This window comes from Streptomyces sp. NPDC007205 (assembly GCF_040634095.1).
Taxonomy (GTDB): Bacteria; Actinomycetota; Actinomycetes; order Streptomycetales; family Streptomycetaceae; genus Streptomyces.
The window spans coordinates 200,317-226,173 of the sequence record NZ_JBEYEW010000012.1; the positions used below are offsets into that span (position 1 = coordinate 200,317).

General features: G+C 69.9%; 30 protein-coding genes and 1 pseudogene. 26 read left to right on the plus strand and 5 right to left on the minus strand.

Annotation, left to right across the window (positions count from 1 at the left end; all coding sequences use genetic code 11):
- The first annotated feature begins 52 nt into the window (after positions 1-52).
- The gene (gene ftsH / locus ABZ624_RS21760) at positions 53-1,996 is read left to right on the plus strand and encodes an ATP-dependent zinc metalloprotease FtsH (RefSeq protein ID WP_360091184.1); all 1,944 of its coding nucleotides are present in this window, start codon (positions 53-55) and stop codon (positions 1,994-1,996) included.
- On the opposite strand, the gene ABZ624_RS21765 is transcribed toward ftsH, so the two are convergent.
- Positions 1,993-2,892: an SAM-dependent methyltransferase gene (locus ABZ624_RS21765; RefSeq protein ID WP_360091187.1), complete on the minus strand. Its 900-nt coding sequence runs from the start codon at positions 2,890-2,892 to the stop codon at positions 1,993-1,995. The genes ftsH and ABZ624_RS21765 overlap by 4 nt on opposite strands.
- A 521-nt stretch (positions 2,893-3,413) precedes the next feature.
- On the opposite strand from ABZ624_RS21765, the gene ABZ624_RS21770 reads away from it, so the two are divergent.
- The 17 genes from ABZ624_RS21770 (at position 3,414) to ABZ624_RS21850 (ending at position 16,443) form a co-directional block, all read left to right on the plus strand.
- Positions 3,414-4,010: a hypothetical protein gene (locus tag ABZ624_RS21770; RefSeq protein WP_360091190.1), complete on the plus strand. Its 597-nt coding sequence runs from the start codon at positions 3,414-3,416 to the stop codon at positions 4,008-4,010.
- 318 nt (positions 4,011-4,328) lie between these two features.
- On the plus strand, positions 4,329-4,748 hold the full coding sequence (gene rpsP, locus ABZ624_RS21775) for a 30S ribosomal protein S16 (RefSeq protein ID WP_030785131.1): 420 nt from the start codon (positions 4,329-4,331) through the stop codon (positions 4,746-4,748).
- A 5-nt stretch (positions 4,749-4,753) separates the two neighbouring features.
- On the plus strand, positions 4,754-4,993 hold the full coding sequence (locus ABZ624_RS21780; RefSeq protein WP_005479813.1) for an RNA-binding protein: 240 nt from the start codon (positions 4,754-4,756) through the stop codon (positions 4,991-4,993).
- Between the two features lie 103 nt (positions 4,994-5,096).
- On the plus strand, positions 5,097-5,651 hold the full coding sequence (gene rimM / locus ABZ624_RS21785; protein ID WP_360091193.1) for a ribosome maturation factor RimM: 555 nt from the start codon (positions 5,097-5,099) through the stop codon (positions 5,649-5,651).
- Entirely contained in the window at positions 5,651-6,484 is an 834-nt protein-coding gene (gene trmD / locus ABZ624_RS21790; protein WP_360091196.1) for a tRNA (guanosine(37)-N1)-methyltransferase TrmD, read from the plus strand. The genes rimM and trmD overlap by 1 nt, the downstream gene beginning before the upstream one ends.
- Before the next feature lie 135 nt (positions 6,485-6,619).
- Positions 6,620-6,970 (plus strand): 50S ribosomal protein L19, encoded by a 351-nt coding sequence (gene rplS / locus ABZ624_RS21795; protein WP_059252839.1) that lies wholly within the window; start codon positions 6,620-6,622, stop codon positions 6,968-6,970.
- A gap of 63 nt (positions 6,971-7,033) precedes the next feature.
- Positions 7,034-7,735: a signal peptidase I gene (gene lepB / locus ABZ624_RS21800; protein WP_360091199.1), complete on the plus strand. Its 702-nt coding sequence runs from the start codon at positions 7,034-7,036 to the stop codon at positions 7,733-7,735.
- The gene (gene lepB / locus ABZ624_RS21805) at positions 7,728-8,819 is read left to right on the plus strand and encodes a signal peptidase I (RefSeq protein WP_360091202.1); all 1,092 of its coding nucleotides are present in this window, start codon (positions 7,728-7,730) and stop codon (positions 8,817-8,819) included. The genes lepB (ABZ624_RS21800) and lepB (ABZ624_RS21805) overlap by 8 nt, the downstream gene beginning before the upstream one ends.
- Positions 8,707-9,690, plus strand: a complete 984-nt coding sequence (lepB, locus tag ABZ624_RS21810; RefSeq protein ID WP_360091205.1) for a signal peptidase I — start codon at positions 8,707-8,709, stop codon at positions 9,688-9,690. Before lepB (ABZ624_RS21805) ends, lepB (ABZ624_RS21810) begins: the two co-directional genes overlap by 113 nt.
- Before the next feature lie 94 nt (positions 9,691-9,784).
- Complete coding sequence (lepB, locus tag ABZ624_RS21815) at positions 9,785-10,519, plus strand: signal peptidase I (RefSeq protein ID WP_360091208.1); 735 nt, start codon at positions 9,785-9,787, stop codon at positions 10,517-10,519.
- Complete coding sequence (locus tag ABZ624_RS21820; RefSeq protein ID WP_360091211.1) at positions 10,509-11,033, plus strand: NUDIX hydrolase; 525 nt, start codon at positions 10,509-10,511, stop codon at positions 11,031-11,033. The genes lepB (ABZ624_RS21815) and ABZ624_RS21820 overlap by 11 nt, the downstream gene beginning before the upstream one ends.
- A gap of 56 nt (positions 11,034-11,089) precedes the next feature.
- Complete coding sequence (locus ABZ624_RS21825; protein ID WP_003965949.1) at positions 11,090-11,398, plus strand: DUF2469 domain-containing protein; 309 nt, start codon at positions 11,090-11,092, stop codon at positions 11,396-11,398.
- Between the two features lie 110 nt (positions 11,399-11,508).
- The gene (locus ABZ624_RS21830; protein WP_360091214.1) at positions 11,509-11,874 is read left to right on the plus strand and encodes a YraN family protein; all 366 of its coding nucleotides are present in this window, start codon (positions 11,509-11,511) and stop codon (positions 11,872-11,874) included.
- The gene (locus ABZ624_RS21835; RefSeq protein WP_360091217.1) at positions 11,875-13,500 is read left to right on the plus strand and encodes a YifB family Mg chelatase-like AAA ATPase; all 1,626 of its coding nucleotides are present in this window, start codon (positions 11,875-11,877) and stop codon (positions 13,498-13,500) included. It abuts the gene before it with no gap.
- The gene (gene dprA / locus ABZ624_RS21840; protein ID WP_360091220.1) at positions 13,497-14,657 is read left to right on the plus strand and encodes a DNA-processing protein DprA; all 1,161 of its coding nucleotides are present in this window, start codon (positions 13,497-13,499) and stop codon (positions 14,655-14,657) included. The genes ABZ624_RS21835 and dprA overlap by 4 nt, the downstream gene beginning before the upstream one ends.
- 322 nt (positions 14,658-14,979) lie before the next feature.
- Entirely contained in the window at positions 14,980-15,822 is an 843-nt protein-coding gene (whiG, locus tag ABZ624_RS21845) for an RNA polymerase sigma factor WhiG (protein ID WP_360091223.1), read from the plus strand.
- Positions 15,823-15,885: 63 nt separating this feature from the next.
- On the plus strand, positions 15,886-16,443 hold the full coding sequence (locus ABZ624_RS21850) for a helix-turn-helix domain-containing protein (RefSeq protein WP_360091277.1): 558 nt from the start codon (positions 15,886-15,888) through the stop codon (positions 16,441-16,443).
- 103 nt (positions 16,444-16,546) lie between these two features.
- On the opposite strand, the gene ABZ624_RS21855 is transcribed toward ABZ624_RS21850, so the two are convergent.
- Positions 16,547-17,116 carry a M23 family metallopeptidase gene (locus ABZ624_RS21855; protein WP_360091226.1) on the minus strand — a complete coding sequence of 190 codons (570 nt, stop codon included), beginning with the start codon at positions 17,114-17,116 and terminating at the stop codon, positions 16,547-16,549.
- Between the two features lie 284 nt (positions 17,117-17,400).
- Here ABZ624_RS21855 and rpsB point away from each other — a divergent pair, with 284 nt between their 5' ends.
- From rpsB to ABZ624_RS21880, 5 genes are all read left to right on the plus strand, one after another.
- Positions 17,401-18,312 carry a 30S ribosomal protein S2 gene (gene rpsB / locus ABZ624_RS21860; RefSeq protein WP_360091229.1) on the plus strand — a complete coding sequence of 304 codons (912 nt, stop codon included), beginning with the start codon at positions 17,401-17,403 and terminating at the stop codon, positions 18,310-18,312.
- 160 nt (positions 18,313-18,472) lie between these two features.
- Positions 18,473-19,309 carry a translation elongation factor Ts gene (gene tsf / locus ABZ624_RS21865; protein WP_360091232.1) on the plus strand — a complete coding sequence of 279 codons (837 nt, stop codon included), beginning with the start codon at positions 18,473-18,475 and terminating at the stop codon, positions 19,307-19,309.
- A 227-nt stretch (positions 19,310-19,536) separates the two neighbouring features.
- The gene (pyrH, locus tag ABZ624_RS21870; RefSeq protein WP_360091235.1) at positions 19,537-20,295 is read left to right on the plus strand and encodes a UMP kinase; all 759 of its coding nucleotides are present in this window, start codon (positions 19,537-19,539) and stop codon (positions 20,293-20,295) included.
- A gap of 176 nt (positions 20,296-20,471) precedes the next feature.
- Complete coding sequence (frr, locus tag ABZ624_RS21875; RefSeq protein ID WP_014675285.1) at positions 20,472-21,029, plus strand: ribosome recycling factor; 558 nt, start codon at positions 20,472-20,474, stop codon at positions 21,027-21,029.
- Positions 21,029-22,168 (plus strand): phosphatidate cytidylyltransferase, encoded by a 1,140-nt coding sequence (locus ABZ624_RS21880; RefSeq protein ID WP_360091238.1) that lies wholly within the window; start codon positions 21,029-21,031, stop codon positions 22,166-22,168. Before frr ends, ABZ624_RS21880 begins: the two co-directional genes overlap by 1 nt.
- An 80-nt stretch (positions 22,169-22,248) precedes the next feature.
- On the opposite strand, the gene ABZ624_RS21885 is transcribed toward ABZ624_RS21880, so the two are convergent.
- The 3 genes and pseudogenes from ABZ624_RS21885 to ABZ624_RS21895 form a co-directional block, all read right to left on the minus strand.
- Entirely contained in the window at positions 22,249-22,902 is a 654-nt protein-coding gene (locus tag ABZ624_RS21885; RefSeq protein ID WP_360091241.1) for a YceI family protein, read from the minus strand.
- A gap of 271 nt (positions 22,903-23,173) precedes the next feature.
- Positions 23,174-23,812: a DUF732 domain-containing protein gene (locus tag ABZ624_RS21890; protein ID WP_360091244.1), complete on the minus strand. Its 639-nt coding sequence runs from the start codon at positions 23,810-23,812 to the stop codon at positions 23,174-23,176.
- 112 nt (positions 23,813-23,924) lie between these two features.
- Positions 23,925-24,649: pseudogene (locus ABZ624_RS21895) on the minus strand (site-specific integrase); the annotation flags it as partial.
- Between the two features lie 189 nt (positions 24,650-24,838).
- On the opposite strand from ABZ624_RS21895, the gene ABZ624_RS21900 reads away from it, so the two are divergent.
- The 3 genes from ABZ624_RS21900 to ABZ624_RS21910 are packed head-to-tail and all read left to right on the plus strand — an operon-like array spanning position 24,839 to position 25,732.
- Complete coding sequence (locus ABZ624_RS21900; RefSeq protein ID WP_360091247.1) at positions 24,839-25,003, plus strand: hypothetical protein; 165 nt, start codon at positions 24,839-24,841, stop codon at positions 25,001-25,003.
- A 19-nt stretch (positions 25,004-25,022) separates the two neighbouring features.
- Positions 25,023-25,508 (plus strand): NUDIX hydrolase, encoded by a 486-nt coding sequence (locus ABZ624_RS21905; RefSeq protein ID WP_360091250.1) that lies wholly within the window; start codon positions 25,023-25,025, stop codon positions 25,506-25,508.
- A 14-nt stretch (positions 25,509-25,522) separates the two neighbouring features.
- On the plus strand, positions 25,523-25,732 hold the full coding sequence (locus tag ABZ624_RS21910; RefSeq protein WP_360091253.1) for an e9imm peptide: 210 nt from the start codon (positions 25,523-25,525) through the stop codon (positions 25,730-25,732).
- Positions 25,733-25,857: the final 125 nt, after the last annotated feature.

Here is a 25,857-nt window from a genome sequence, read left to right on the forward strand (position 1 = left end):
CTGGTTCCACCCTGCGCGTGCCAGGGGTTGGTCATTGTCGTACCGTCCGCATATGACCAACCCCGCGCCGCCACGCAAGTCGCCCGACCAGCCCTGGCGTACCGAGGGCGCCCCCGACGAGCCGCCGCAGCAGCAGCCCGGCGGGCGCCGGATGCGCGGCGGCTGGTGGCGGCTGGTCGTCACCGCGCTGGTCGTGTACCTGATCGCCAACCTGGTGTTGTCCTACTTCGACCAGGCCAACGAGCCGACGATCTCGTACACCGAGTTCAGCAAGCAGGTCAACGACGGCAACGTCGCCAAGATCTACGCCAAGGGCGACTCGATCCAGGGCCAGCTGCGCCAACAGCAGAAGAAGCCCGAAGGCGGCGGGAACTACACCAAGTTCAACACCGAGCGCCCGTCCTTCGCGCACGACGACCTCTGGGCGAACCTGACCAAGCACAAGGTGACGGTCACCGCCGAGCCGGTCGTCCAGCACCGCAGCTTCCTGTCCAACCTGCTGATCTCGCTGGCGCCGATGCTGATCATCGTCGCCCTGTGGATCTTCATCGCGCGGCGGATGAGAGCGGGCCTCGGCGGCGCGGGCGGCATGCTGGGCCGCAAGGCACCGCCGAAGCCGGTCGAGCTGGTGCCGGGTGAGAAGCGCACCACCTTCGAGGACGTGGCGGGCATCGACGAGGTCGAGGGCGAGCTGAACGACGTCGTCGACTTCCTGAAGAACCCCGACGCCTACCGGCGTATGGGCGCCAAGATGCCCCGCGGGGTGCTGCTCGCCGGGCCGCCCGGCACCGGCAAGACGCTGCTCGCGCGCGCGGTGGCCGGCGAGGCGGGTGTGCCGTTCTTCTCCGCGTCCGCGTCCGAGTTCATCGAGATGATCGTGGGCGTGGGCGCCTCGCGCGTGCGGGAGCTGTTCGCGGAGGCCCGCAAGGTCGCCCCGTCGATCATCTTCATCGACGAGATCGACACCATCGGGCGGGCCCGCGGCGGCGGCGCGTCGATGGGCGGGCACGACGAGCGCGAGCAGACCCTGAACCAGATCCTCACCGAGATGGACGGCTTCTCCGGCTCGGAGGGCGTCATCGTCATCGCGGCCACCAACCGCGCCGACATCCTCGACCCGGCGCTGACCCGCCCCGGCCGCTTCGACCGGGTGGTCCAGGTCTCGCCCCCGGACCGCGGCGGCCGTGAGGCGATCCTGGAGATCCACACCCGCGGCATCCCGCTCGCCGAGAACGTCGACCTCGCCCGGGTCGCCCGTACGACCCCGGGCATGACCGGCGCCGATCTGGCCAACCTCGCCAACGAGGCCGCACTGCTCGCGGTGAAGCGGAAACAGGCGCACGTGACCCAGTCCGACCTCTCCGACGCCCTGGAGAAGGTCCAGCTCGGCGCGGAACGCCCGCTGGTGATGCCCGAGGAGGAGCGCCGGCGCACCGCCTACCACGAGAGCGGACACGCCCTGCTCGGCATGCTCCAGCCGGGCGCCGACCCGGTCCGGAAGATCACCATCGTGCCGCGCGGCCGTGCCCTCGGTGTCACCCTCTCCACGCCGGACGCCGACAGGTACGCGTACACCGAGGAGTATCTGCGCGGCCGGATCATCGGCGCCCTCGGCGGCATGGCGGCCGAGCAGGTCGTCTACGACGTGATCACCACCGGTTCCGAGAGCGACCTGGAACAGGTCACCAACATCGCGCGCGGGATGGTGTCCCGCTGGGGCATGAGCCAGGAGGTCGGCCGCCTCTCCGCGCTCCCGGTCGACGCCCAGCAGGCCTACGGCCTCGCCGCCGCACCGCAGACCCTCGACGTGATCGACACCGAGATGCGCCGCATCGTCGACGAGTGCTATGAGGAGGCCTGCCGCAAACTCCGCGACCACCGCGGCCAGCTGGACGCCCTCGCCCAGGCGCTGCTGGCCAACGAGACGCTGGAGGAGGCGGACGCGTACCGGATCGCCGGCATCACGCGCCTGACCAAGGACCTCGACGAGGTCTAGGGGACCCGGGCGACGAGGTAGCGGAAGACGTTCGGCATCCACACGGTCCCGTCCGCGCGCCGGTGCGGGTGCAGAGCCTCCGCCAGCTCCTTGTCGACCTGTTTGGCGTCGGTCGCCGCGGTCGCCGCGTCGAACAGGCCGGTCGACAGCAGCCCGCGTACGGCGCTGTCGGCATCGGCGTAACCGAACGGGCAGGCCACCCGCCCCGAGCCGTCGGGCTTCAGCCCCGCCCGCTGGGCGACCTCCTCCAGGTCGTCCCGCCGGGCGGGCCGCCAGCTGCGCGCGCTGCGCAGGGGGTCGGCCAGTTTCGTCGCCACCCGCAGCACCGAGGAGGTGGCGCAGCGCTCCGGCGGGCCCCAGCCGGTCAGCACCACGGCGGCCCCGTGCGCGGCCAGCGGCAGCGCGTCCGCGAGCAGCTCGCCGAGCCCCTCGGAGTCGCCGGCGAGGCAGCCGATCGGCTCGAAGACGGTCAGCAGGCCGTACGCGGTCGTCTGAGCGCCGGCCGCGTCACGGGGCGAGCCGTCGACGAGCCGGGCCTCGGCACGCGCGCGTGGGCGGCTTCTTCCGCCGTACGCGGCTGCGCCGCCGCTGCCGCCGCGCGGGGCGTCCGGCAGCAGCCGTTCGCGGGCGAGGGCGAGCCGCTCGGGGGAGGAGGTGTCGACCCCGGTGACCGTGGCACCTCTGCCCGCCGCCAGCAGCAGTGCGAGCCCGGAACCGCAGCGCAGGCCCAGCAGCCGGGTGGCGGGGCCCACTTCGAGTCGTTCGTAGACGGCTTCGTAGAGCGGCACCAGCATCCGCTCCTGGATCTCGGACCAGTCACGCGCGCGTGCGCACAGGTCCACGCGGGGTGCGGAATCCGCGTGCAACGCGTGCTGCCGCACGAGCGTAGGTGTCATAGGTAAGCGCCCCAATCCGCCGACAGTTCGCCGCTGTGCCCGGTTGCGTGGCCCCCGCGCCGTGCGCGCGCACTTCCCACGTATGCCAGGTAACTCCCGGCTCGCGGCCCCGTCCAGGGGTCGTAGGGCCCGGCTTGGGCTCCGGACGCGGGTGTGGCGAGATTTCACGTCCCGGTCATCCGGCAGGCCGTACGGTGTCCGCTTCCGGGGTACCGGCCGGTGCCGGGGCCGGACGGCGAGCGGTAACGTCTCGGCCGCCACAGACGCTGACCGAGGTGAGGCATCGCGGGGAGAGCGGCCGAAACGTCTCTTGCGCGACCGCCGACCACAGCTGCACCGGGCCGTACATGCCGGGTCGTACGGTGGACTACGCACCAGCTTGGTATGAGCTGTGTGGCTTCTCCGCAGATCAGCGCACCCGCCCTCGTCCGGACGCATCAGCGGCAACTGACGGGTACGTGCAAATTATTTGAGATGACCCGGAATAGGAACACATTCGAGCTCCCGCTCGTTGTCATTACGTGAGCACGACACAGACACCACCTGTTCTCGCCGCAGAGCTGGCGCAGGCGTGGGCCGACATTCAGCGGTACCACCCCGAGCTGCCGGACCTCGCCGCGCCAGAGTCCCTGATCGGGGAGTCGTCGTCCGCGTGCGGTCACGCACTCTCCTTCGAACGACTGCTCCATGAGGCAGTCCACGGCATCGCCGCCGCCCGTGGGATCCGCGACACCTCCCGCGCCGGCCGCTACCACAACCGCCGTTTCCTCGCGATCGCCGAGGAAATGGGCCTCGACCACCCCGAGGAGCCGCACCCGAGCAGTGGCTTCTCGCTGGTCACGCTCAATCCCGAGGCCAAGCGTCGCTACCGCCCGACCATGGAGCGGCTGCAGCGCGCGCTGAAGGCGCATACGGCCGCCACCTCGTCGGACACCACCCGCAGCTTCCGCGGCCCGGCTGCCCGGCACGGCTCCTCCGGCGGCGGCGTCCGCGTCAAGGCGGTCTGCGACTGCGGCCGCAACGTCCGGGTGGTCCCCTCGGTCCTGGCCCAGGCCCCCATCGTCTGCGGCGGCTGCGGCAAGCCGTTCAGAATCCCGGAGGTCGCGGGAGCGGCGTGATCGCGGGCCGCGGAAGTACCGGCATCTCGTGGGTGCCGGGGCTGCGGACGACGACGGGCCGGCACTTCACCACACCGGGCAGCGCACCCGACGTGACCTCACCTCCACGCCGGGTGCGTCCCAGCCATGCCCCAGCACACCTCACCCACCCTCGGCCGAAAGCGACCCGCAGGGTATGGCACAATGGCTAGCTGTACTCGACAGCCGCACAGGACCCCTCTCTCCTCCGGCTGACGCGTCCATCGGGCATTCGGGTACCGCAACCCCACGCGGCAGCTCGCGTGCCCAACCACGTCAAATCCAGGAGAACCCACTCCCGTGGCAGTCAAGATCAAGCTGAAGCGTCTGGGCAAGATCCGTTCGCCTCACTACCGCATCGTCGTCGCCGACTCCCGTACCCGCCGTGACGGCCGGGCCATCGAGGAGATCGGCAAGTACCACCCGACCTACAACCCGTCGGTCATCGAGGTGGACGCCGAGCGTGTGGCGTACTGGCTGGGTGTCGGCGCACAGCCGACCGAGCCCGTTCTCGCCATCCTGAAGAAGACCGGCGACTGGCAGAAGTTCAAGGGCGAGCCGGCTCCCGCGCCGCTGCTCGTCGCCGAGCCCAAGCCGGCCCGTCCGTCGTTCGAGGCTCTCGGCGGTGACGACGAGGGCAAGGGTGAGGCGATCACCCAGAAGAAGAAGGCTGAGAAGAAGGACGAGGCCGCTGCCGAGTCCGAGTCGACCGAGGCCTGAGCAGCATGCTCGAAGAGGCGCTTGAGCACCTCGTGAAGGGCATCGTCGACAACCCTGACGATGTGCAGGTCGCCTCGCGCGACCTGCGTCGCGGGCGCGTGCTCGAGGTCCGGGTCCACCCGGACGACCTCGGCAAGGTGATCGGCCGCAACGGCCGCACCGCGCGCGCCTTGCGCACCGTCGTGGGCGCCATCGGCGGTCGCGGTGTCCGCGTCGACCTGGTCGACGTGGATCACGTCCGCTGACGCTTCATCGCAACCGGCTCGGGCCGGGGAGGGCCACTGGCCGTCCCCGGCCCGCAGTCGTATGAGCAGGACGCCGGCAGGAGATGACAGGAGAATTGGACACGTGCAGCTGGTAGTCGCACGGATCGGCCGTGCCCATGGCATCAAGGGCGAGGTCACCGTCGAGGTACGTACCGACGAGCCGGAACTCAGGCTCGCGCCCGGCGCCGTACTCGCCACGGATCCCGCCTCCGCGGGACCGCTGACCATCGAGACGGGCCGCGTCCACAGCGGCCGCCTCCTCCTGCGCTTCGAGGGCGTCGCCGACCGCAACGCGGCCGAGGCCCTGCGCAACACCCTCCTGATCGCCGAGGTCGACCCGGAGGAGCTGCCCGAGGGCGAGGACGAGTACTACGACCACCAGCTCATGGATCTCGACGTGGTCACCGAGGACGGCGTGGAGGTCGGCCGGATCACGGAGATCTCGCACCTGCCCTCGCAGGACCTGTTCATCGTGGAACGCCCGGACGGGACCGAGGTCATGATCCCCTTCGTGGAGGAGATCGTCACCGAGATCGACCTGGAGGAGCAGAAGGCGGTCATCGCGCCTCCGCCGGGCCTGATCGACGACCGCGCCGAGATCGCGTCCGCCCGGGAAGACTCCGGAGAAGAGCCGTAATGCGCCTCGACGTCGTCACGATCTTCCCCGAGTACCTGGAACCCCTGAACGTCTCCCTCGTCGGCAAGGCACGCGCGCGTGGGCAGCTGAACGTCCACGTGCACGACCTGCGGAACTGGACGTACGACCGCCACAACACGGTGGACGACACCCCGTACGGCGGCGGCCCCGGCATGGTCATGAAGACCGATCCCTGGGGCGACGCCCTGGACACGGTCCTCGCCGACGGCTACGACTCCGGCGCCCAGGCCCCCGCGCTGATCGTCCCCACCCCCAGCGGCCGCCCCTTCACCCAGGAACTGGCCGTCGAACTCTCCGAGCGCCCCTGGCTGATCTTCACGCCGGCCCGCTACGAGGGCATCGACCGGCGCGTGATGGACGAGTACGCGACCCGGATGCCCGTCTACGAGGTCTCCATCGGCGACTATGTGCTCGCCGGCGGAGAGGCGGCCGTCCTCGTGGTCACGGAGGCCGTCGCCCGGCTGCTGCCCGGCGTCCTCGGCAACGCCGAGTCCCACCGCGACGACTCCTTCGCGCCCGGGGCGATGGCGAGCCTCCTGGAAGGCCCCGTCTACACCAAGCCGCCCGTCTGGCGCGGCCGGGACATCCCGGACGTGCTGCTCAGCGGCCACCACGGGAAGATCGCCCGCTGGCGCCGCGACGAGGGGCTGCGGCGTACGACCGCCAACCGGCCCGATCTGATCGAGCGCTGCGACCCGAAGGCCTTCGACAAGAAGGACCGCGAGATGCTCTCCATCCTGGGCTGGGAGCCCGACCCGGACGGGGAGCCGTACGGCCGATTTTGGCGCCGGGCCGAGGGCGTGGAAGAATAGACCGCTGTTGTGCGTCCGTCCGGCGTGCGCCCCTGCCACAGGGGGACACGACGCCCGTCCCGACCCGCACGGCAGACTTCCCGTACACCTAGTTTCCGTTGATGACCTGTGGCATCAGCGAAGAAAGCAGACGAAATGTCTCACCTGCTCGACTCCGTCGACGCCGCGTCGCTGCGCAGCGACATCCCGGCCTTCCGTCCGGGTGACACCGTCAACGTCCACGTCCGCGTCATCGAGGGCAACCGCTCCCGTGTGCAGCAGTTCAAGGGCGTTGTGATCCGTCGCCAGGGCTCCGGTGTCCGCGAGACCTTCACGGTCCGCAAGGTCTCGTTCTCCGTCGGCGTCGAGCGCACCTTCCCGGTGCACACCCCGATCGTCGAGAAGATCGAGCTGGTCACCCGTGGTGACGTGCGCCGCGCCAAGCTGTACTACCTCCGTGAGCTGCGCGGCAAGGCCGCGAAGATCAAGGAGAAGCGCGAGAGCTGAGCGCTTCCCCGGTGTCACGGCCCTCACGGGGCTCACAGCGGAGCCGGATAGCATCTGGCTCCGATGGACACCGAAGCACAGCCGACGGAACGCGACCGCTCCTCCCACCCGGATTCCCCGGGTCCGGAGGAACGGTCGCGTTTCGCGTTGGTGGCACGGATCGCCGACTGGCTGCCGGGCGGCCGGATCACCCTCACCCTCTTCGCCTGTCTGGCGTTTTTGCTGGTCCTCAACGCTTTCGTGGTGCAACCGTTCCAGATTCCGAGTGGATCCATGGAACAGGGTTTGAGGATCGGGGACCGCGTTCTCGTAAATAAGTTGGCGTACCGTTTCGGTGCCCAGCCGCGCCGCGGTGATGTGATCGTCTTCGACGGCACCGGGTATTTCGGGGACGCGGACTACGTCAAACGCGTTGTCGGGGTGGGGGGAGACCATGTCGTCTGCTGCGACAAGAAGGGAAGGATCGAGGTGAACGGCCGCGCGGTCGACGAGTCGGCGTTCCTCTACCCGGGGGACAACGCCTCCGGTGTGCCCTTCGACGTCGCCGTGCCCGCCGGCCGCCTGTTCGTCCTCGGCGACCACCGCAGCGACTCCAGCGACTCCCGGGACCATCTCGGCTCGCCCGGCGGCGGCATGATCCCGGTCGGCGACGTCATCGGCCGCGCCGACTGGATCCTGTGGCCGTACGCCCACTGGGCGCACCTGACGCGGCCGTCCGCCTACGCGCGCGTGCCCGCCGCCTCGCCGGAGGGCGCGCATGGGTAACCGCGGCAAGCGGCGCGGGGTACCCAGCAGCCCCGCCGACGATCTGCTGCCCACCGGGTCGCGTCGCGCCTCCGCGCCCGGCGGCGGCCGTACGCGCGCGGAGCGGCGGAAACTCCAGCGCAAGGTCAAACGCAAGCGCCGGCGTTCAGCTGTTCGGGAGATCCCTCTGCTGGTCGGCGTGGCCGTCCTGATAGCGCTGGTCCTGAAGACCTTCCTCGTCCAGGCGTTCGTGATCCCGTCCGGCTCGATGGAGCAGACGATCCGGATCGGCGACCGCGTCCTGGTCGACAAGTTCACCCCGTGGTTCGGCTCCGAGCCGCAGCGCGGGGACGTCGTCGTCTTCCACGACCCGGGCGGCTGGCTGGCCGACGAGCACACGGCCAAGAAGCACGACCCGGTCGTCGTCAAGCAGCTCAAGGAAGGCCTCACCTTCATCGGCCTGCTGCCCTCCGACAACGAGAAAGACCTGATCAAGCGGGTCATCGGGGTCGGCGGCGACCACGTCAAGTGCTGTGACGCGCAAGGCCGGGTCACCGTCAACGGCGTGCCGCTCACGGAAGGGGACTATCTCTACCCGGGCACCTCGCCCGCCGCCACCCCCTTCGACATCACCGTGCCCAAGGGCCGGCTGTGGGTGATGGGCGACCACCGGGAGGACTCCGCCGACTCCCGCGCCCACCAGAACACCCCCTACGGGGGCACGGTGTCCGAGGACTCCGTCGTCGGCCGGGCCGTCGTCATCGGCTGGCCGATCGGACACTGGACGCGGTTGCGGGAACCTAAAACCTTCGCAAGCGTCACCGACTCCGTGTCGGGGGCGACCGCCGGTCCCCGGGTGTCGCATAGGGTTGCCTCCGAGAATCCGAACGGAATGACCCAACTCCCGACCCCTGCGGAACTCCCGCTCGTTATGGGAGTAGTGGGCCTGCGTCGTATGTGGGGCAGGCGGCGGCACAGAGTAAGGAGTTGGCGTGGGGGATGTGGCGGTTGGCGCACGGTCGGGGCACGACGGCGAGGAGCACCGCGGGCACCCCGTGGAAGCGAACGCCCCCGCACCGGACGGCGCCATGACCTCAGAGAATGAACCGGCGGGCGGCGAGGGCACGCCGGAGCACGGGCAGCGGCCCAGCACCGAGGGCTCGGGTGCGGACGGGGCGGCCGGCCGGCCGAAGAAGCAGCCGCGCTCCTTCTGGAAGGAGCTGCCGATCCTCGTCGTCATCGCGCTGGTCCTGGCACTGCTGATCAAGACGTTCCTGGTGCAGGCGTTCTCGATCCCGTCCGCCTCGATGCAGAACACCCTGCAGGTGGGTGACCGCGTCCTGGTCGACAAGCTCACCCCCTGGTTCGGCTCCGAGCCCGAGCGCGGCGAGGTCGTCGTCTTCCACGACCCGGACGACTGGCTGGCGGGCGAGCCGACGCCGACCCCGAACCCGGTGCAGAGGGTCCTCAGCTGGATCGGCCTGATGCCGTCCGCCAACGAGAAGGACCTCATCAAGCGCGTGGTCGGCGTCGGCGGCGACACCGTCCAGTGCAAGGGCACCGGCCCGCTGCTGGTCAACGGCAAGGCGCTGAACGAGCCGTACGTCTACGCCGGCAACACGCCGTGCACCGACGACCAGATCGGTGGCCAGTTCAAGGTGAAGGTCCCCAAGGGCTACATCTGGGTGATGGGCGACCACCGCCAGAACTCCAAGGACTCCCGCTACAACCAGTCCGACAAGAACCACGGCATGGTTCCCGTCGGCAAGGTCGTGGGCCGCGCGATCGTCAAGGCCTGGCCGATCAACCGCTGGGGCACCCTGCCGATCCCGGACACCTTCGACCAGCCCGGCATCGGGCAGGACACCTCGGCGTCCGCCGCCCTGACGGTGGCCCCGCAGGGCGTGGCGATCGCGGCGGTGCTGCCGCTGGCGGTGTGGCGGCGCCGCAGGGCGGTGAAGGCCGGGCGCGACTGAGCGGCCGGACCGGACGCCCCGGCGAACGGCCCGCCCGCCGAAGTCACCCGGGTGGGTGGGCAAGCCCGGGTACCGCCGGGTAGGGTCCGGGTCCATGACTGGTGAGAGCAGGCAGGGGCTCGGACAGCGCTTGTCCGGAGTCGCCGTGGCGCTGGGGCTGGTGCTGTTCCTCGGCGGGTTCGGCTGGGCAGCGGTGAGTTACCGGCCGTACACCGTGCCCACCAGCTCTATGACCCCCACGATCGACGCAGGCGACCGGGTGCTGGCGCAGAAGGTCGACGGCAGCGAGGTCAAGCGCGGTGACGTCGTCGTCTTCGAGGACAAGAACTGGATCGCGGGCTCCAAGGTGGTCAAGCGCGTGGTCGCGGTCGGCGGCGACACCGTCTCCTGCTGCACCGACGGCAAGCTGACCGTCAACGGCAAGCAGATCGACGAGCCCTATCTGCCCAAGGGCAGCCTCGCCGAGACCAAGAACATCCCGACGGTGACCGTCCCCCAGGGCCGCCTGTTCCTCCTCGGCGACGAGCGCCAGGGCTCCCTGGACTCCACGGCCCACCTCACCGACGCCGCCAAGGGCACGGTCTCCCGGGACGCCGTGACCGCCCGGGTGGACGCCGTCGTATGGCCCTGGAAGGGCCCGCTCAAGCGCCCCACCGGTTTCGGGGCGCTCGGTGCCCTCTCGAAGCCCGGCCCGCTCGGCACCATCGAGCTGCTGATCGTCGCCGGCGCCGTCCTGGTCCTGGTCGGCGGTGCCTACGGCCCGATCGCGGGGCGCATGAGCCGCTCCCGTGCCCGTGCCGCCCGCCCGGAGACGGCCGGTGTCCGCTGAGCCCACGCGGACGGGCGAGGACGCCTGCGAGGGCAACCTGCGCAAGGTGGCCCGAGTGGTCCTGCTGGACCCCCAGGACCGCATCCTCCTCCTCCACGGCCATGAGCCGGACGACAAGGCCGACGACTGGTGGTTCACCCCTGGTGGCGGTCTGGAGGGCGCCGAGACGCACGAGGAGGCCGCGCTCAGGGAACTCGCCGAGGAGACCGGCATCACCGACGTCGACCTCGGCCCGGTGCTGTGGCGGCGCAGATGCTCCTTCCCGTTCGCGGGCCGCCGCTGGGACCAGGACGAGTGGTACTACCTGGCCCGTACGACGCAGACGGCCACCGCGGCGCAGGGGCTCACGGAACTGGAGCGGCGCAGTGTCGCCGGAGCACGCTGGTGGACGTGCCAGGAACTGACCCGGGCACATGAGACGGTGTATCCGACCAGACTCGCCGAGCTGCTGCGCACGCTGCTCGACGAGGGTCCCCCGGCCAGACCTGTGACCCTCGACCCGGAAATCGTCTGAGGGCCCGTCGGACTGGCGCACAATGGGGGGATCGCACGGCTGAAGGGGAACATGCCATGAGCGCCGAGGACCTCGAGAAGTACGAGACCGAGATGGAGCTGAAGCTCTACCGGGAGTACCGAGATGTCGTCGGTCTGTTCAAATACGTGATCGAGACCGAGCGGCGCTTCTATCTCACCAACGACTACGAGATGCAGGTGCACTCGGTCCAGGGCGAGGTGTTCTTCGAGGTGTCGATGGCCGATGCCTGGGTCTGGGACATGTACCGGCCGGCCCGCTTCGTGAAGCAGGTCCGGGTCCTCACGTTCAAGGACGTGAACATCGAGGAGCTGAACAAGAGCGACCTGGAGCTGCCGGGCGGGTGATCCGCCTTGCTCGCGCAGGTGACGGAGTTTTCCACAACCGCCGGGTAGTCCACCAAGATCAACATCTTTCGGTGGGATGCGTGACCGTTGGCGCCGGAGGTGGTGCCGACATGAGCAAGGCACGCAACGGACTCGGCAAGTACGGCGAGGACCTGGCCGCCCGGCGGCTGGCCGAGGGCGGAATGACGGTCCTGCGGCGCAACTGGCGTTCCGGCAGGTCCGGCGAGATCGACATCGTGGCCAGGGACGGAGATGTCCTGGTCGTCTGCGAGGTCAAGACCCGCAGGGGCGGCGGCTATGAACACCCGATGGCCGCAGTGACCCCTGAGAAGGGGGCCAGGCTGCGCGAGCTGGCCGAACACTGGATCCAGGCCCACGGAGGAGCCCCGCCGGGCGGTGTCCGCATCGACCTGATCGGCGTCCTGCTGCCGCAACGGGGCGCCCCGTCCGTCGAGCACGCGCGGGGGGTGGCCTGAATGGGATTCGCCCGCACCTGCTCCGTGGCCCTGGTCGGCGTCGACGGAGTCGTCGTCGAGGTCCAGGCCGACCTGGAACCCGGCGTCGCCGCCTTCACCCTGGTCGGCCTCCCGGACAAGAGCCTGACGGAAAGCCGCGACCGGGTCAGGGCGGCGGTGGTGAACTCGGGCGGCGAGTGGCCGCAGAAGAAGCTCACCGTCGGACTCAGTCCCGCGTCGGTGCCCAAAGCCGGTTCCGGCTTCGATCTCGCCGTCGCCTGCGCGGTGCTCGGCGCCGCCGAACGGATCGATCCGCGCGTCCTCGCGGACATCGTCATGATCGGGGAGCTGGGCCTGGACGGCCGGGTCCGCCCGGTCCGCGGCATCCTGCCGGCCGTCCTCGCCGCGGCCGACGCGGGCTACGAACAAGTGGTCGTGCCCGAGTGCGCAGCCGCCGAGGCCTCGCTGGTCCCCGGAGTCTCGGTGCTCGGCGTCCGCAGTCTGCGGCAGCTCGTCGCGGTCCTCACCGACGAGCCCGTCCCCGACGAGGAACCGGACGAGCAGGGGCGCCCCGACCCCCTGCTGGCCGGGCTGCGCATGCCCGGCACGGGTGCGGCCACCGGCATGCACAGCGTCGGCGCCGCTCAGCACGACCATGATCACGACCTGGCGGACGTCGTCGGCCAGACCTCGGCCCGCACGGCCGTGGAAGTGGCCGCCGCCGGCGGACACCACCTGTTCCTGGAGGGGCCGCCCGGCGCGGGCAAGACCATGCTCGCCGAGCGGCTGCCCGCGGTCCTTCCCCGGCTCACCAGGGGGGAGTCACTGGAGGTCACGGCGGTGCACTCGGTGGCCGGGCTGCTGCCGCCGGGCAAGCCGCTCATCGACGTCGCTCCCTACTGTGCCCCGCACCACTCGGCCACGATGCAGTCACTCGTCGGCGGAGGCCCCGGCATCGCCCGGCCCGGTGCGGTCTCCCTCGCCCACCGTGGCGTGCTGTTCCTGGACGAGGCGCCCGAGTTCCACAGCCAGACCCTCGACGCCCTGCGGCAGCCGCTGGAGTCCGGGCACGTGGTGATCGCACGCAGCGCGGGCGTCGTCCGGTTCCCGGCACGCTTTCTCATGGTGCTGGCGGCCAACCCCTGCCCCTGCGGACGCTTCTCGCAACGCGACTCCCTGTGCGAGTGCCCGCCGTCGGCGATCCGCCGCTACCAGTCCCGGCTCTCCGGTCCCCTGCTGGACCGGGTGGACCTGCGGGTCGAGGTCGACCCCGTCACGCGCGCCCAGCTCACCGAACCCGACGCCCGGGGCGAGTCCACGGCGACCGTCGCCGAGCGGGTGCGGCAGGCCCGCGAGCGTACGGCGGCCCGTCTGGCCGGAACCCCGTGGCGCACCAACAGCGAGGTGCCGGGGCGGGAACTGCGCAGCCGCTACCACCCCGTCGCCGGTGCGATGGACGAGGCCGAGCGCAACCTCGAACGGGGCGTGCTGACCGCCCGCGGCATCGACCGTGTCCTGCGCGTCGCCTGGACCGTCGCCGACCTCGTCGGGCACGACCGTCCGGACGCGACCGACGTCGCCCTGGCCCTGCAACTGCGCACCGGAGTCCCCCGAGGGGTGCCGATGGCCATCGGGGCACTGACATGACCACGGACGAGGGCCCGGGAGCCGAGCTGCTCGGGCGGGTCTTCCTCAGCCGGGTCGTGGAGCCGGGGGATGAGGCGGGCGGGCGGTGGGTCCGGGAGTTCGGAGTGGGGGAGGTGGTACGGCGGCTGCGGGCGGGGATGCGGGCCTTGCCGGGGGTGAGTGACGTGCGGTGGGCCGCCCTGGTCGCGCGGGCCCGGCGGGCCGAGCCGGAGCGGGATCTCGCGGTGGCGCGGGCCGCCGGGGCGCGGTTCGTGGGGCCCCACGACACGGAGTGGCCCCGGCAGCTCGACGATCTCGGGGATGCCCGGCCCATCGGGCTGTGGGTGCGCGGCCGGCCCAGTCTGCGGATGTGGGCGCTCAGATCGGTGGCCGTGGTGGGGGCACGCGCCTGCACCGAGTACGGCACCCATATGGCCGCCACCCTCGCCGCAGGGCTCGCCGAGCGCGGCTGGGTCGTGATCTCGGGCGGCGCGTACGGCATCGACGGCGCCGCCCACCGGGGCGCCCTCGCCGCCCGCGGAGCCACCGCCGCCGTCCTGGCCTGTGGCGTCGACCGGCCCTACCCCCGCGGCCACGCCGCCCTGATCGGCCGGATCGCGGAACAGGGTCTGGTGCTCGGCGAGTTGCCGCCGGGGGATCATCCGACGCCGAGCCGGTTCATCCTGCGCAACCGCGTCATCGCCGCGCTGACCAGAGGCACCGTGGTCGTGGAGGCCGCCGCCCGCAGCGGCTCGCTGGCCACCGCGCGGGCCGCGGCGCGCCTCGGACGGTTCACCATGGGCGTGCCCGGCCCCGTCACCAGCGCACTCTCCGCCGGCGTGCACGAACTGCTGCGCGGAGAGGCCACCCTGGTCACCGATGCCGCGGAAGTCGTGGAACTCGTGGGTGACATGGGCGAACTGGCACCGGCCCGCCGGGGCCCCATTCTCCCGCGTGACCTGCTGGACCCCGCCGTGCGGGCCGTCCTCGCCGCCCTGCCCGGCAACCGCGCGGCCACCGTCGAGGAGATCGCGCTCGGCACGCCGACCACGCGGGACGAGGCGATCGCGAGGTTGTACGAACTCCGAGCACTTGGTTACGTCGAACGACACGGCGACGGCTGGAAGTTGACACGCCAGGCGGTGATGTCGGTCCGCGCGGGTCACGGTCCGTGCTGACCGAGCGTGTTCGGCCGTCCGGGGGAACTCCCGACGCCCTTGAAGTTTCCCGGAGTTGGCGCTCCGGCCGGTCACACAGAGCGAGCTGCGCCAGGCGCGCGCGAGACCGGCGGGAGCGCCCCGCGCGCGGGTGGTGCCTCGTTGTTCGCACACCGCGACAGCTCAGTCACGCTACGCTCACGAAGGCGGCACCCAGATCCCGCCAACTCGACACCAGACCGACAGCTCACCCTGGCAGCCCACCTCACCCCCAGCCAATCCCACCCTCTCCCACTTCACAGCACTTCACAGCACTTCACGGCAGAACGGCACAAGGCGACGAATGCCCCAGCACACCTCCGGGTCCGACCGGGCGGCGATCCCCCCAGCCGCCCGCGACGGTGGCAGCGTGCGGCCGCCCGCTCCCTCGACGCTCGACGAGCTGTGGCGGTCGTACAAGGCGACGGGGGACGAACGGCTGCGGGAGCAGTTGATCCTGCACTACTCGCCGCTCGTGAAATACGTCGCGGGACGCGTGAGCGTCGGACTGCCGCCCAATGTGGAGCAGGCCGACTTCGTCTCCTCGGGTGTCTTCGGGCTGATCGACGCGATCGAGAAGTTCGACATCGACCGGGAGATCAAGTTCGAGACGTACGCGATCACCCGGATCCGGGGCGCGATGATCGACGAGCTGCGGGCGCTGGACTGGATCCCGCGGTCGGTGCGGCAGAAGGCGCGGAACGTGGAGCGGGCCTACGCCACCCTGGAGGCCCGGCTGCGGCGCACCCCGAGCGAGGGCGAGGTCGCCGCGGAACTGGGCATGGAGGTCGATGAGCTGCATGCCGTGTTCAGCCAGCTGTCGCTGGCCAACGTGGTCGCGCTGGAGGAGCTGCTGCACGTCGGCAGCGAGGGCGGGGACCGGCTCAGCCTCATGGACACGCTTGAGGACACCGCCGCGGACAATCCGGTCGAGGTGGCCGAGGACCGGGAACTGCGGAGGTTTCTCGCGCGGGCGATCAACACGCTGCCCGAGCGGGAGAAGACCGTGGTCACGCTGTACTACTACGAGGGGCTCACCCTCGCCGAGATCGGCAATGTGCTCGGAGTCACCGAGAGCCGGGTCAGTCAGATCCATACCAAGTCGGTGCTGCAGCTGCGGGCCAAGCTGGCGAGCTTCGGGCGTTGAGGCTCCCGTTCGGGTGGGGTCGTCCGTAAAGTGGTTGACGTGCCAAGGATTCGAGCGGCCTCCGTGGCCGAGCACCGGTCGATGCAGCGAGCCGCCCTGCTGGACGCGGCTCGGTCCCTGCTGTCCGAGGGCGGGACCGAAGCGCTGACCTTTCCCGCGCTGGCCGAGCGGACGGGGTTGGCGCGGTCATCCGTGTACGAGTACTTCCGGTCGCGGGCGGCCGTGGTCGAGGAGCTGTGCCAGGTCGACTTTCCGTTGTGGGCGGCCGAGGTGGCTGCCGCGATGCAGCGGGCCGAGTCCGCCGAGGGCAAGGTCGAGGCGTATGTACGGCAGCAGCTGGCGTTGGTCGGGGACCGGCGGCACCGGGCGGTCGTCGCCATCTCCGCGAGTGAGCTGGATGCCGGGGCGCGGGAGAAGATCCGGGCGGCGCACGGGGGGCTGGTCGCGATGATCGCCGAGGCGCTCGGCGAGATGGGGCATGCACAGCCTCGGCTGGCGGCGATGTTGCTGCAGGGGGTCGTGGATGCGGCGGTGCGGCGCATCGAGCTCGGTGCCGCCGAGGATCCCTCTGTGGTGACGGATGCGGCAGTGGCGATGGTGCTGCGGGGTGTGAAGGGCTGACCCCGGCTGTCGCCGGGCGGGCGCAGCAGCACAAGCGCCCCCGAAGGGGCGCGGGGAACTGCGCGATCAGCCCCCACCGGGCCGCAGCCGGACAACGGCTCGGCTACCCCGGCAGTGGTACCCCCAGCACCGGCAGGAGTCTCGGTGGCCCGCGGTGCAGCAGCCAGGGCGGCAGCAAGGACAGCGGGTTCAGATAGGTCTTCCCCCGGCGCAGGCCCCAGTGCACGCAGGCGGCGGCGCAGTGGGAGCCCGTCGGCTCCACCGTGCCCACCACCTCCCCGGCCCTCACCTCGTCCCCTCTCCGTACCGAGGGACTCACCGGTTCGTACGTCGTACGAAGATCCGTGCCCGTCAGATCGACCGAGACCACCCCGCTCCCCGCCACCCGGCCTGCGAAGGACACCCGGCCCGGGGCGACCGCGCGTACCGGAGAACCGGCCGGCGCCGACAGGTCCACGCCGCGGTGGCCGGGGCCGTACACCGTCGCCGGGGGCTCCCAGCCGCGTAACACCAACGGGTGCACGCCCACCGGCCAGCTGCGCGCGACCGCCGGGACCGGGGACGCAGGGGGCGGGGCGGGCGCCGGGGGAGGGGGAGCCGCCCAGGCCAGCGGGGTGAGCACGGCCACCGGCAGGCCCAGCAACAGGACCGCCCACACAGACACGTATCGCATCGCTCGTCGCATGCGACAACCGTCCCGCATCCCACCGGTCATGGCCGGAGTCTGTGGACCACTGCCCGGTTGTGGACAACGGCGTCACCCGGTGCCCCGGCGGTCCCGTACACTTCTTCTGGCGATCCGGGTCACCGGGTCGACTTCGCACGCCCCGACACGGCGGCCGGCAACGGTCCCGGTCAGCGCCCCTCGGTCCTTCGTGGCAAGGCGCATCGCGGGCGTCAGGCGCGGCCGCCGTCCGGCGGACGCGGCATAACCGAGAACAACAAGGAGAAACGGCCATGGCCGTCGTCACGATGCGGGAGCTGCTGGAGAGCGGCGTCCACTTCGGTCACCAGACCCGTCGCTGGAACCCGAAGATGAAGCGCTTCATCTTCACCGAGCGCAACGGCATCTACATCATCGACCTGCTCCAGTCGCTGTCGTACATCGACCGCGCCTACGAGTTCGTCAAGGAGACCGTCGCCCACGGCGGCACGGTCATGTTCGTCGGCACCAAGAAGCAGGCGCAGGAGGCCATCGCCGAGCAGGCCACCCGCGTCGGCATGCCCTACGTCAACCAGCGCTGGCTGGGCGGCATGCTCACCAACTTCTCGACCGTCTACAAGCGTCTGCAGCGCCTGAAGGAGCTCGAGCAGATCGACTTCGAGGACGTCGCCGCGTCCGGTCTGACCAAGAAGGAGCTTCTCGTGCTCTCGCGCGAGAAGGCCAAGCTGGAGAAGACCCTCGGTGGTATCCGCGAGATGCAGAAGGTGCCGAGCGCCGTCTGGATCGTGGACACCAAGAAGGAGCACATCGCCGTTGGTGAGGCCCGGAAGCTGAACATCCCGGTCGTCGCGATCCTCGACACCAACTGCGACCCCGACGAGGTCGACTACAAGATCCCGGGCAACGACGACGCGATCCGCTCCGTCACCCTGCTCACCCGCGTGATCGCCGACGCGGTCGCCGAGGGCCTCATCTCCCGCTCCCGTGTCGCCACCGGTGACAAGGGCGAGAAGGCCGCGGGCGAGCCGCTCGCCGAGTGGGAGCGCGACCTGCTCGAGGGTGAGAAGAAGGACGAGGCGCCGGCCGCCGAGGCTGCTCCGGCTGCGGAGGCTCCGGCCGCCGAGGCTCCGGCCGCCGAGGCCGCTCCGGTTGCCGAGGCCGCTCCGGCCGAGGGCGAGCAGGCCGCCGAGGGCGAGCAGGCCTGACGCCGGTCCGTCAGCGTTCGACGGCGGGGGCGGTGACAAAAAGTCCGCCCCCGCTGTTCACCCGTAGGTCGGTACGACGTACGCGGTCCGCGACTACATGTGGATCGCGAACCGTGCGGATCCCAAGATCTCCCAGACTTCGAGAAAGACTCACAGACTCATGGCGAACTACACCGCCGCCGACGTCAAGAAGCTCCGTGAGCTCACCGGCGCCGGCATGATGGACTGCAAGAAGGCGCTGGACGAGGCCGAGGGCAACGTCGAGAAGGCCGTCGAGGCGCTGCGCATCAAGGGCCAGAAGGGCGTCGCCAAGCGCGAGGGCCGCTCCGCCGAGAACGGCGCCGTGGTCTCCATCATCGCCGACGACAACTCCTCCGGCGTCCTCGTCGAGCTGAAGTGCGAGACGGACTTCGTCGCCAAGGGCGAGAAGTTCCAGGCCGTGGCCCACGCCATCGCCGAGCACGTCGCCAAGACCTCCCCGGCCGACCTGGAGGCCCTGCTCGCCTCCGAGATCGAGGCCGGCAAGACCGTCCAGGCGTTCGTGGACGAGGCCAACGCCAACCTCGGCGAGAAGATCGTCCTGGACCGCTTCGCGCAGTTCTCCGACGGTTTCGTGCTCGCCTACATGCACCGCACCATGCCCGACCTGCCCCCGCAGATCGGTGTCCTGGTCGAGCTGGACAAGCCGAACACCGAGGTCGCCAAGGGCGTCGCCCAGCACATCGCCGCCTTCGCGCCGAAGTACCTCTCCAAGGACGAGGTGCCGGCCGACGTCGTCGAGTCCGAGCGTCGTATCGCCGAGGAGACCACCCGCGCCGAGGGCAAGCCCGAGGCCGCGATCGCCAAGATCGTCGAGGGTCGTCTCAACGGCTTCTTCAAGGACGCCACGCTGCTCGGCCAGCCGTACGCGCTCGACAACAAGAAGTCGGTCCAGAAGGTGCTGGACGAGGCCGGTGTCACCCTGAAGCGCTTCTCGCGCATCAAGGTCGGCATCTGAGTCCGTACCGCGATCGACGCACGACCCACGGAGACATTCCGGGAACAATCCCGGGAGGAATCCCGATAGGGTCGTAAGCAGTCGTCCGCGCACACCGCCACACCCCGGCGTGGGGCGGACGGCAGCAGATCTGACGAGGAGGCCATTGCCGCGCATGGGAGCGAAAAGCGACCCCACCGGCAATGGTCTTCTTCGTATGTGCAACACGTGAAAGAGGCGGGATCCCCATGACCACCAAGGCCCAGAAGAGCGACGACGGCAAAGTACGCGGCCGGTATCTGCTGAAGCTGTCCGGAGAGGCCTTCTCCGGTGGCGGGGGCCTGGGCGTGGACCCGGACGTGGTGCACAAGATCGCCCGCGAGATCGCGGCCGTCGTTCGGGACGGCGCCGAGATCGCGGTCGTCATCGGCGGCGGCAACTTCTTCCGCGGCGCCGAACTCCAGCAGCGCGGCATGGACCGCGCCCGCTCCGACTACATGGGCATGCTCGGCACCGTGATGAACTGCCTCGCCCTCCAGGACTTCCTGGAGAAGGAGGGCATCGACAGCCGGGTGCAGACCGCCATCACCATGGGCCAGGTCGCCGAGCCGTACATCCCGCTGCGCGCCGTGCGCCACCTGGAGAAGGGCCGCGTGGTCATCTTCGGCGCCGGTATGGGCATGCCGTACTTCTCCACGGACACCACCGCCGCCCAGCGCGCCCTGGAGATCGACGCCGAGGCGCTGCTCATGGGCAAGAACGGCGTGGACGGGGTCTACGACTCCGACCCCAAGACCAACCCGGACGCCGTCAAGTTCGACGCCCTCGGCTACGGCGAGGTCATCACCCGCGACCTCAAGGTCGCCGACGCCACCGCCGTCACGCTGTGCCGCGACAACAAGCTCCCGATCCTCGTCTTCGAGCTTCTCGCGGAGGGCAATATCGCCCGCGCCGTCAAGGGTGAGAAGATCGGCACCCTGGTGGGTGAACAGGGCAGCCGGGACTGACCCCGGATCAACCCGGCCGGTGGTGCGCGGCCCCGTAAAGGGGCCGGACCTCGGCCGGGGGATGGACAATGTCCTGCCGGTCGGGAACCGTGCAGGAAGAAGACGCGACGCAGCCGGCCGCCGACCGACTTCAGGAACCGCAGCCGGGCCTTACTCAAGACACGCAGGAGCAAGTGGTGATCGAAGAGACCCTCCTCGAGGCCGAGGAGAAGATGGAGAAGGCCGTCGTGGTCGCCAAGGAGGACTTCGCCGCGATCCGCACCGGCCGTGCGCACCCGGCGATGTTCAACAAGATCGTGGCCGACTACTACGGTGCCCCGACGCCGATCAACCAGCTGGCCTCGTTCTCCGTGCCGGAGCCGCGCATGGCGGTCGTGACGCCGTTCGACAAGAGCGCGCTGCGCAACATCGAGCAGGCGATCCGGGACTCCGACCTGGGCGTCAACCCCAGCAACGACGGCAACATCATCCGGGTGGTGTTCCCCGAGCTGACCGAGGAGCGCCGCCGCGAGTACATCAAGGTCGCCAAGGGCAAGGGCGAGGACGCGAAGGTCTCGATCCGCTCGGTGCGCCGCAAGGCCAAGGACGCCATCGACAAGCTGATCAAGGACGGCGAGGTCGGCGAGGACGAGGGCCGCCGTGCGGAGAAGGAGCTGGACGACACCACGGCGAAGTACGTCGCCCAGGTCGACGAGCTCCTCAAGCACAAGGAAGCGGAGCTGCTCGAAGTCTGATGAGCGACTCTTCCTGGGGGGCGCCGCCACCGGCGGGGCAGGCCCGCTACTGGGGGCCCACCGAGGGTGGGCCTGTCCAGGGGGCCGCCCCGGCGGGTCCCGCGTACGATGCGCCTGAGGCGCAGCACACTCGCCCCATGCCCATCGTGCCCGACGAATCCGCCCAGGGCGGAGCCGACGACCGGGGGGCCGCTCGGGTGAGCGGCTCCCTGTTCCAGGACGAGTTCCGCTCCGAGCCCGCGCCTACCCGGACAGTCCCGGCCGAGAACCAGAATCCGGAGCCCATGCCCGAGGCCCACCAGCCGGCGCCAGCGCCGCAGAAGAAGAGCGCGGGCCGTGACCTGAGCGCGGCCATAGGGGTCGGCGTCGGGCTCGGGGTGGTCATCGTCGCCTCCCTGTTCGTCTGGAAGCCCGCGTTCGTCGGCGTCATCGCGGTCGCCGTGGTCGTCGGCCTGTGGGAGCTGACCAGCAGGCTGCGGGAGCGCAAGGGCATCAAGGCGCCGCTGGTGCCGCTCGCGGTCGGCGGTGCGGCGATGGTCGTCGCCGGGTACGTCCGCGGCGCCGAGGGTGCGTGGGTCGCCATGGCCCTCACGGCCCTGGCGACCCTGGTCTGGCGCATGACGGAGTCGCCGGAGGGCTATCTCAAGGACGTCACGGCGGGCGTCTTCGCCGCCTTCTACGTGCCGTTCCTGGCCACGTTCGTCGCCATGATGCTGACGGCGAACGACGGGCCGTGGCGTGTCCTGACGTTCCTCCTCCTCACCGTCGTCAGCGACACCGGCGCGTACGCGGTGGGCTGGCGGTTCGGCCGGCACAAGCTGGCCCCGCGCATCAGCCCCGGCAAGACGCGCGAGGGCCTGCTCGGCGCGGTGCTGTTCGCGATGGTGGCGGGCGCGCTGTGCATGCAGTTCCTGATCGACCACGGCAGCTGGTGGCAGGGCCTGCTGCTGGGCCTCTCGGTCGCGGCCAGCGCCACGCTGGGCGACCTCGGCGAGTCCATGATCAAGCGAGACCTGGGGATCAAGGACATGGGCGCCCTGCTCCCCGGTCACGGCGGCATCATGGACCGCCTGGACTCCCTCTTGCCGACGGCCCCTGTGGTCTGGCTCCTGATGGTGCTGTTCGTCGGCTCCGCGTAAGACGTGAGTCTCGCGCCGTACGGCGTACGGGCCCCCGTTCCTGCTGCAGGGACGGGGGCCCGTCGCGTACCACCGGTCCCTCAGGTCGTGGTGCGGATGGCGGCGATGTCGAACTGGAGGCGGACCTTCTCGCTCACCATGGAGCCGCCCTGGGCCAGCCTGGCGTCATAGGACAGACCCCAGTCGGAGCGGTTGATGGTGGTGGTGCCGTCGAAGCCGACCCGCTCGTCACCGAACGCGTCGGTCACATGGCCGATGTAGGTGAGCTCCAGATCGACGGGGCGGGCGGTGTCCTTGATGGTGAGGTCGCCGGTCATGATGTAGACGCCCTCGCCGGCAAGCCGCACGGCGGTGCTCGTGAAGGTCATCCGCGGGTACGTCGCCGAGTCCAGGAACTGGCGGCCGAGCAGGTGGGCGTCGCGCTGCTCGACACCGGTGTCGACGCTGGCGGTGTACAGCACCAGGTCGGCACGGGAGCGGGCCGGGTCACGCCCGTCGAAGTACAGACGGCTCTCGTACTCCGTGAAGGCCCCCCGCACCGTCGTCACCATCGCGTGCCGTACGGAGAACCCGATCCTGCTGTGCGCGGGGTCGATCAGCCACTCGCCGCTGAGGTCCGCCAGCTCGGGATCGGGCAGTACGGCGGTGGCTCTGGCCACCGGGGCGGCGGTCGTCACGGGGGCGGGAGACGGCTGCGCGCGCCGCTGGAAGGAGTTGCGGCCGAAAAGGTTCATGGCTCATGTGGTTACGGCAGGCCACGGGGCGGGACAAGGCCCGACCAGGAAACCCGACCGTTCGTCAGCAGAACTTCACAGCTCACCGCCCGCACCGGGACCGTCACACCCGCACAGCGGGGCCACCCGATTGGATCTGAGACACTGGTACAGCCATGCCTAGCCCGGGAGAGCTGGCAGTAGTTGGGCAGCGATAAGCCAACTACCAGCGCGTTTCCCCTGGATAGGGGGCCGTATATGGGCCACTGGGCCGTCTCTGGGCCGTGGGCCGCTAGTCAAGGGCTCGTTTCACCTCGGCGGTGTGCTGCGGGCAGAAGGCCGGAGGAGCTTCGACGACCATGATTCGGCCTGCGTTGTCCGGATACGCAGCTTGCATGGTCTCCACCACCGACTTCGGGCTATCGCCAGCGTCAAGCAAAGTGCACGCCAGCCGCCCCTGAACGCCAAGGTTGTCGTCGGAGACGGGCTTCAACCTCGGCACTTGTGCCTTCACCGCGGTTGCGTAACGAGAGTCCTCGTCGGAGGACGTTTCCACGGCTTCAGGTGACGATGAGGTCGGGTTCACACCCGGTCCGCTTGGCGACGATGCCGGCAGCCCACACGCCTCCCGGCTGGCTGCCACGGTGAACCACACCGGTCCAGTGTCGTCGTCCTGCTTGCACACGATCCAGGAGTCGTAGGCGTGATCGCTACGGAGGTTCGACTGTGCGTCCTGGAAGCCGAAGGTAGTGCCCGAGCCGCTGAGGGCGGCTTGTGTGTCTCCCTTAGACCGGCCGACGAAGTTGGCGACTGATGGCGTGACGTCGGCTGGTGTCGCGTCGTTGTTGCGGCTGTCGCTGGAGTCGCCCGTCGTACAGCCCGTGAGGACGGCAACTATGACGGCGCAAGCTGCGATGAGCTGTTTCTGCACTGAGATCCCCGAAGGTAATCGTAACTCGGCGTCTGCGAACCGTAGCGGACGGTTTGATCCTGTAGACCTGATCAGCAAAGCTGACATCCGAGTCCGCGACCCCTGGACGCCCTTAGACCGTTCGTGACGGGTCCGCGAGAAGTACGGCATCCACAGCTTTGCGGGTGCGTTCCTGGCTGCTCGGCATCAGGTGCGAGTACACCCGCGGCGTCAACCCTGGGTCGGAGTAGCCCAGGTACTCGCTCACGGCCTTGATGCTCTCGCCGGCGTCCAGCAGCACCGAGGCGTAGAAGTGTCTCAGCGCGTGCACGCCGTGCTCACGAGCGGACTCGTACTTGCCGTCCGCTCCGGCCTCCGCGATCAGGCCCGCAGCCGCAATCGCGGGCTTCCACTCCTGGATCTTGAAGTTGCTGCGCCAGACAAGTCCGCTCGCGGTGTTCGTGAACAGGAGGCGGGCCGACACCTTAGGGCCGTCCGGCTTGCGCCAGGGCAAGGTGATTCGACCGGCTTGAAGGCGTCCATGTGAGCCCGCAGGACCTCAGCCACCGACGGCGGCAAAGGTACATCCCGTTCCTTGTTGCACTTCGGAGGAGCGAACATGGCCTTGCCCCTGATCAACTTCACCTGCCGGACCACCCGAATGATGCCGCCGTCGAAGTCGAGCGCATCCTCGGCCAGTCCCACGATCTCGCCTTGGCGGAGCCCGCACCCGGCGCCCACGTCCACCATGGGCCTGTAGCGCTGGGGGAGTGCTGCACGGACCGCCTGAACCTGGGCAGGCAGCCACGGCACCACACGGTGTTGCTCGGCGGCCAGCGGGCGGACGTTCCTGGACGAGGCGAAACGGGCACGACCGACTCGGCACCGACGGCAATCATGTCTGGACCGCCTTCGGGCCGACGAACGTCGCCATTCACCGCGACATGCAGGTTGCGATCGACCTTGGCCCGCAGATCGATACGACGGGTCTGCCCACGGAACGCCGTACGCGACACAACCTCGAAGTAGCTCGGGCCCTCAGCGCCCATGGACGACGCGCTCGCCAAGGTCCTCGAAGCAGAAAGCTGGGCACCGGAGCAGGTGCGAAGCCACTACCTGGCGCGGGAACTGGTGCTTACCTGGGTGCGAGGGCAGCGCGGCCGGCCGAGCCGGAACCTGGCGGACCTGGCCGACAGGCTGCGCGTGGTCTGACCTGGGTATCCTCGGCTGCATGGCGCCGAACGCACACGAAGCGAAGATGGCGCACCCGCGCATGGCAGCGGGTGCGCCCTTCTTTGATGCCGCCGGGCGGGTCCTCATGGTGGAGCCCTCCTACAAGGACTACTGGGAGATCCCCGGGGGGTACGTCGAGACCGGCGAGTCCCCGTTGCACGCCGCCATCCGCGAGGTCCAGGAGGAGCTGGGGATCACCCCGCCCATCGGGCGCCTGCTCGCGGTCGACTGGGCCCCCAACGAGGCCGAGGGCGACAAGGTGCTGTACCTGTTCGACGGCGGTCAGCTCACGCAGAACGACCTGGGAGCGATCGCCTTGCAGCCGGGGGAGCTGAAGAGCTTCGCGTTTGTCTCTCCGGAGCAGATCACCGAGCGTACGATCCCGCGACTGGCCCGACGCATCCGCGCAGCCGCAGAGGCCCGGAACGAAGCCGCACCGGTCTACCTCGAACACGGGCAGAAGCCCGGCAGCGAGGCGGCATGACGACACCGCGGACCATGAGGCGAGAGGAAGGCATCCTGCTCGTGCAACGGCTCATGGACACCGACTACGCCGACGAGACGGAAGCCGACCAGCTCATCGCAGCGCTGAAATGCGGACTCGGCTGCCCACACATCAGTGACTACATCTTCTGGGACTTCGATCCGCAGCTAACGGCTGAGAGGGTCGTAGACCGAGCACTGGCCTACGAGCCGTTCGCTCTGTGATCAGTGTCGAGTCTCAGCTGATGATTGACAGGTTGGCGTCGGGTGATGCTTGACGTCTGCCCTAGACGATCTTCCGGCGGTTGTGTTCGCCGGACTTGCGGACCACCACCTCCTTCCTTGTGACA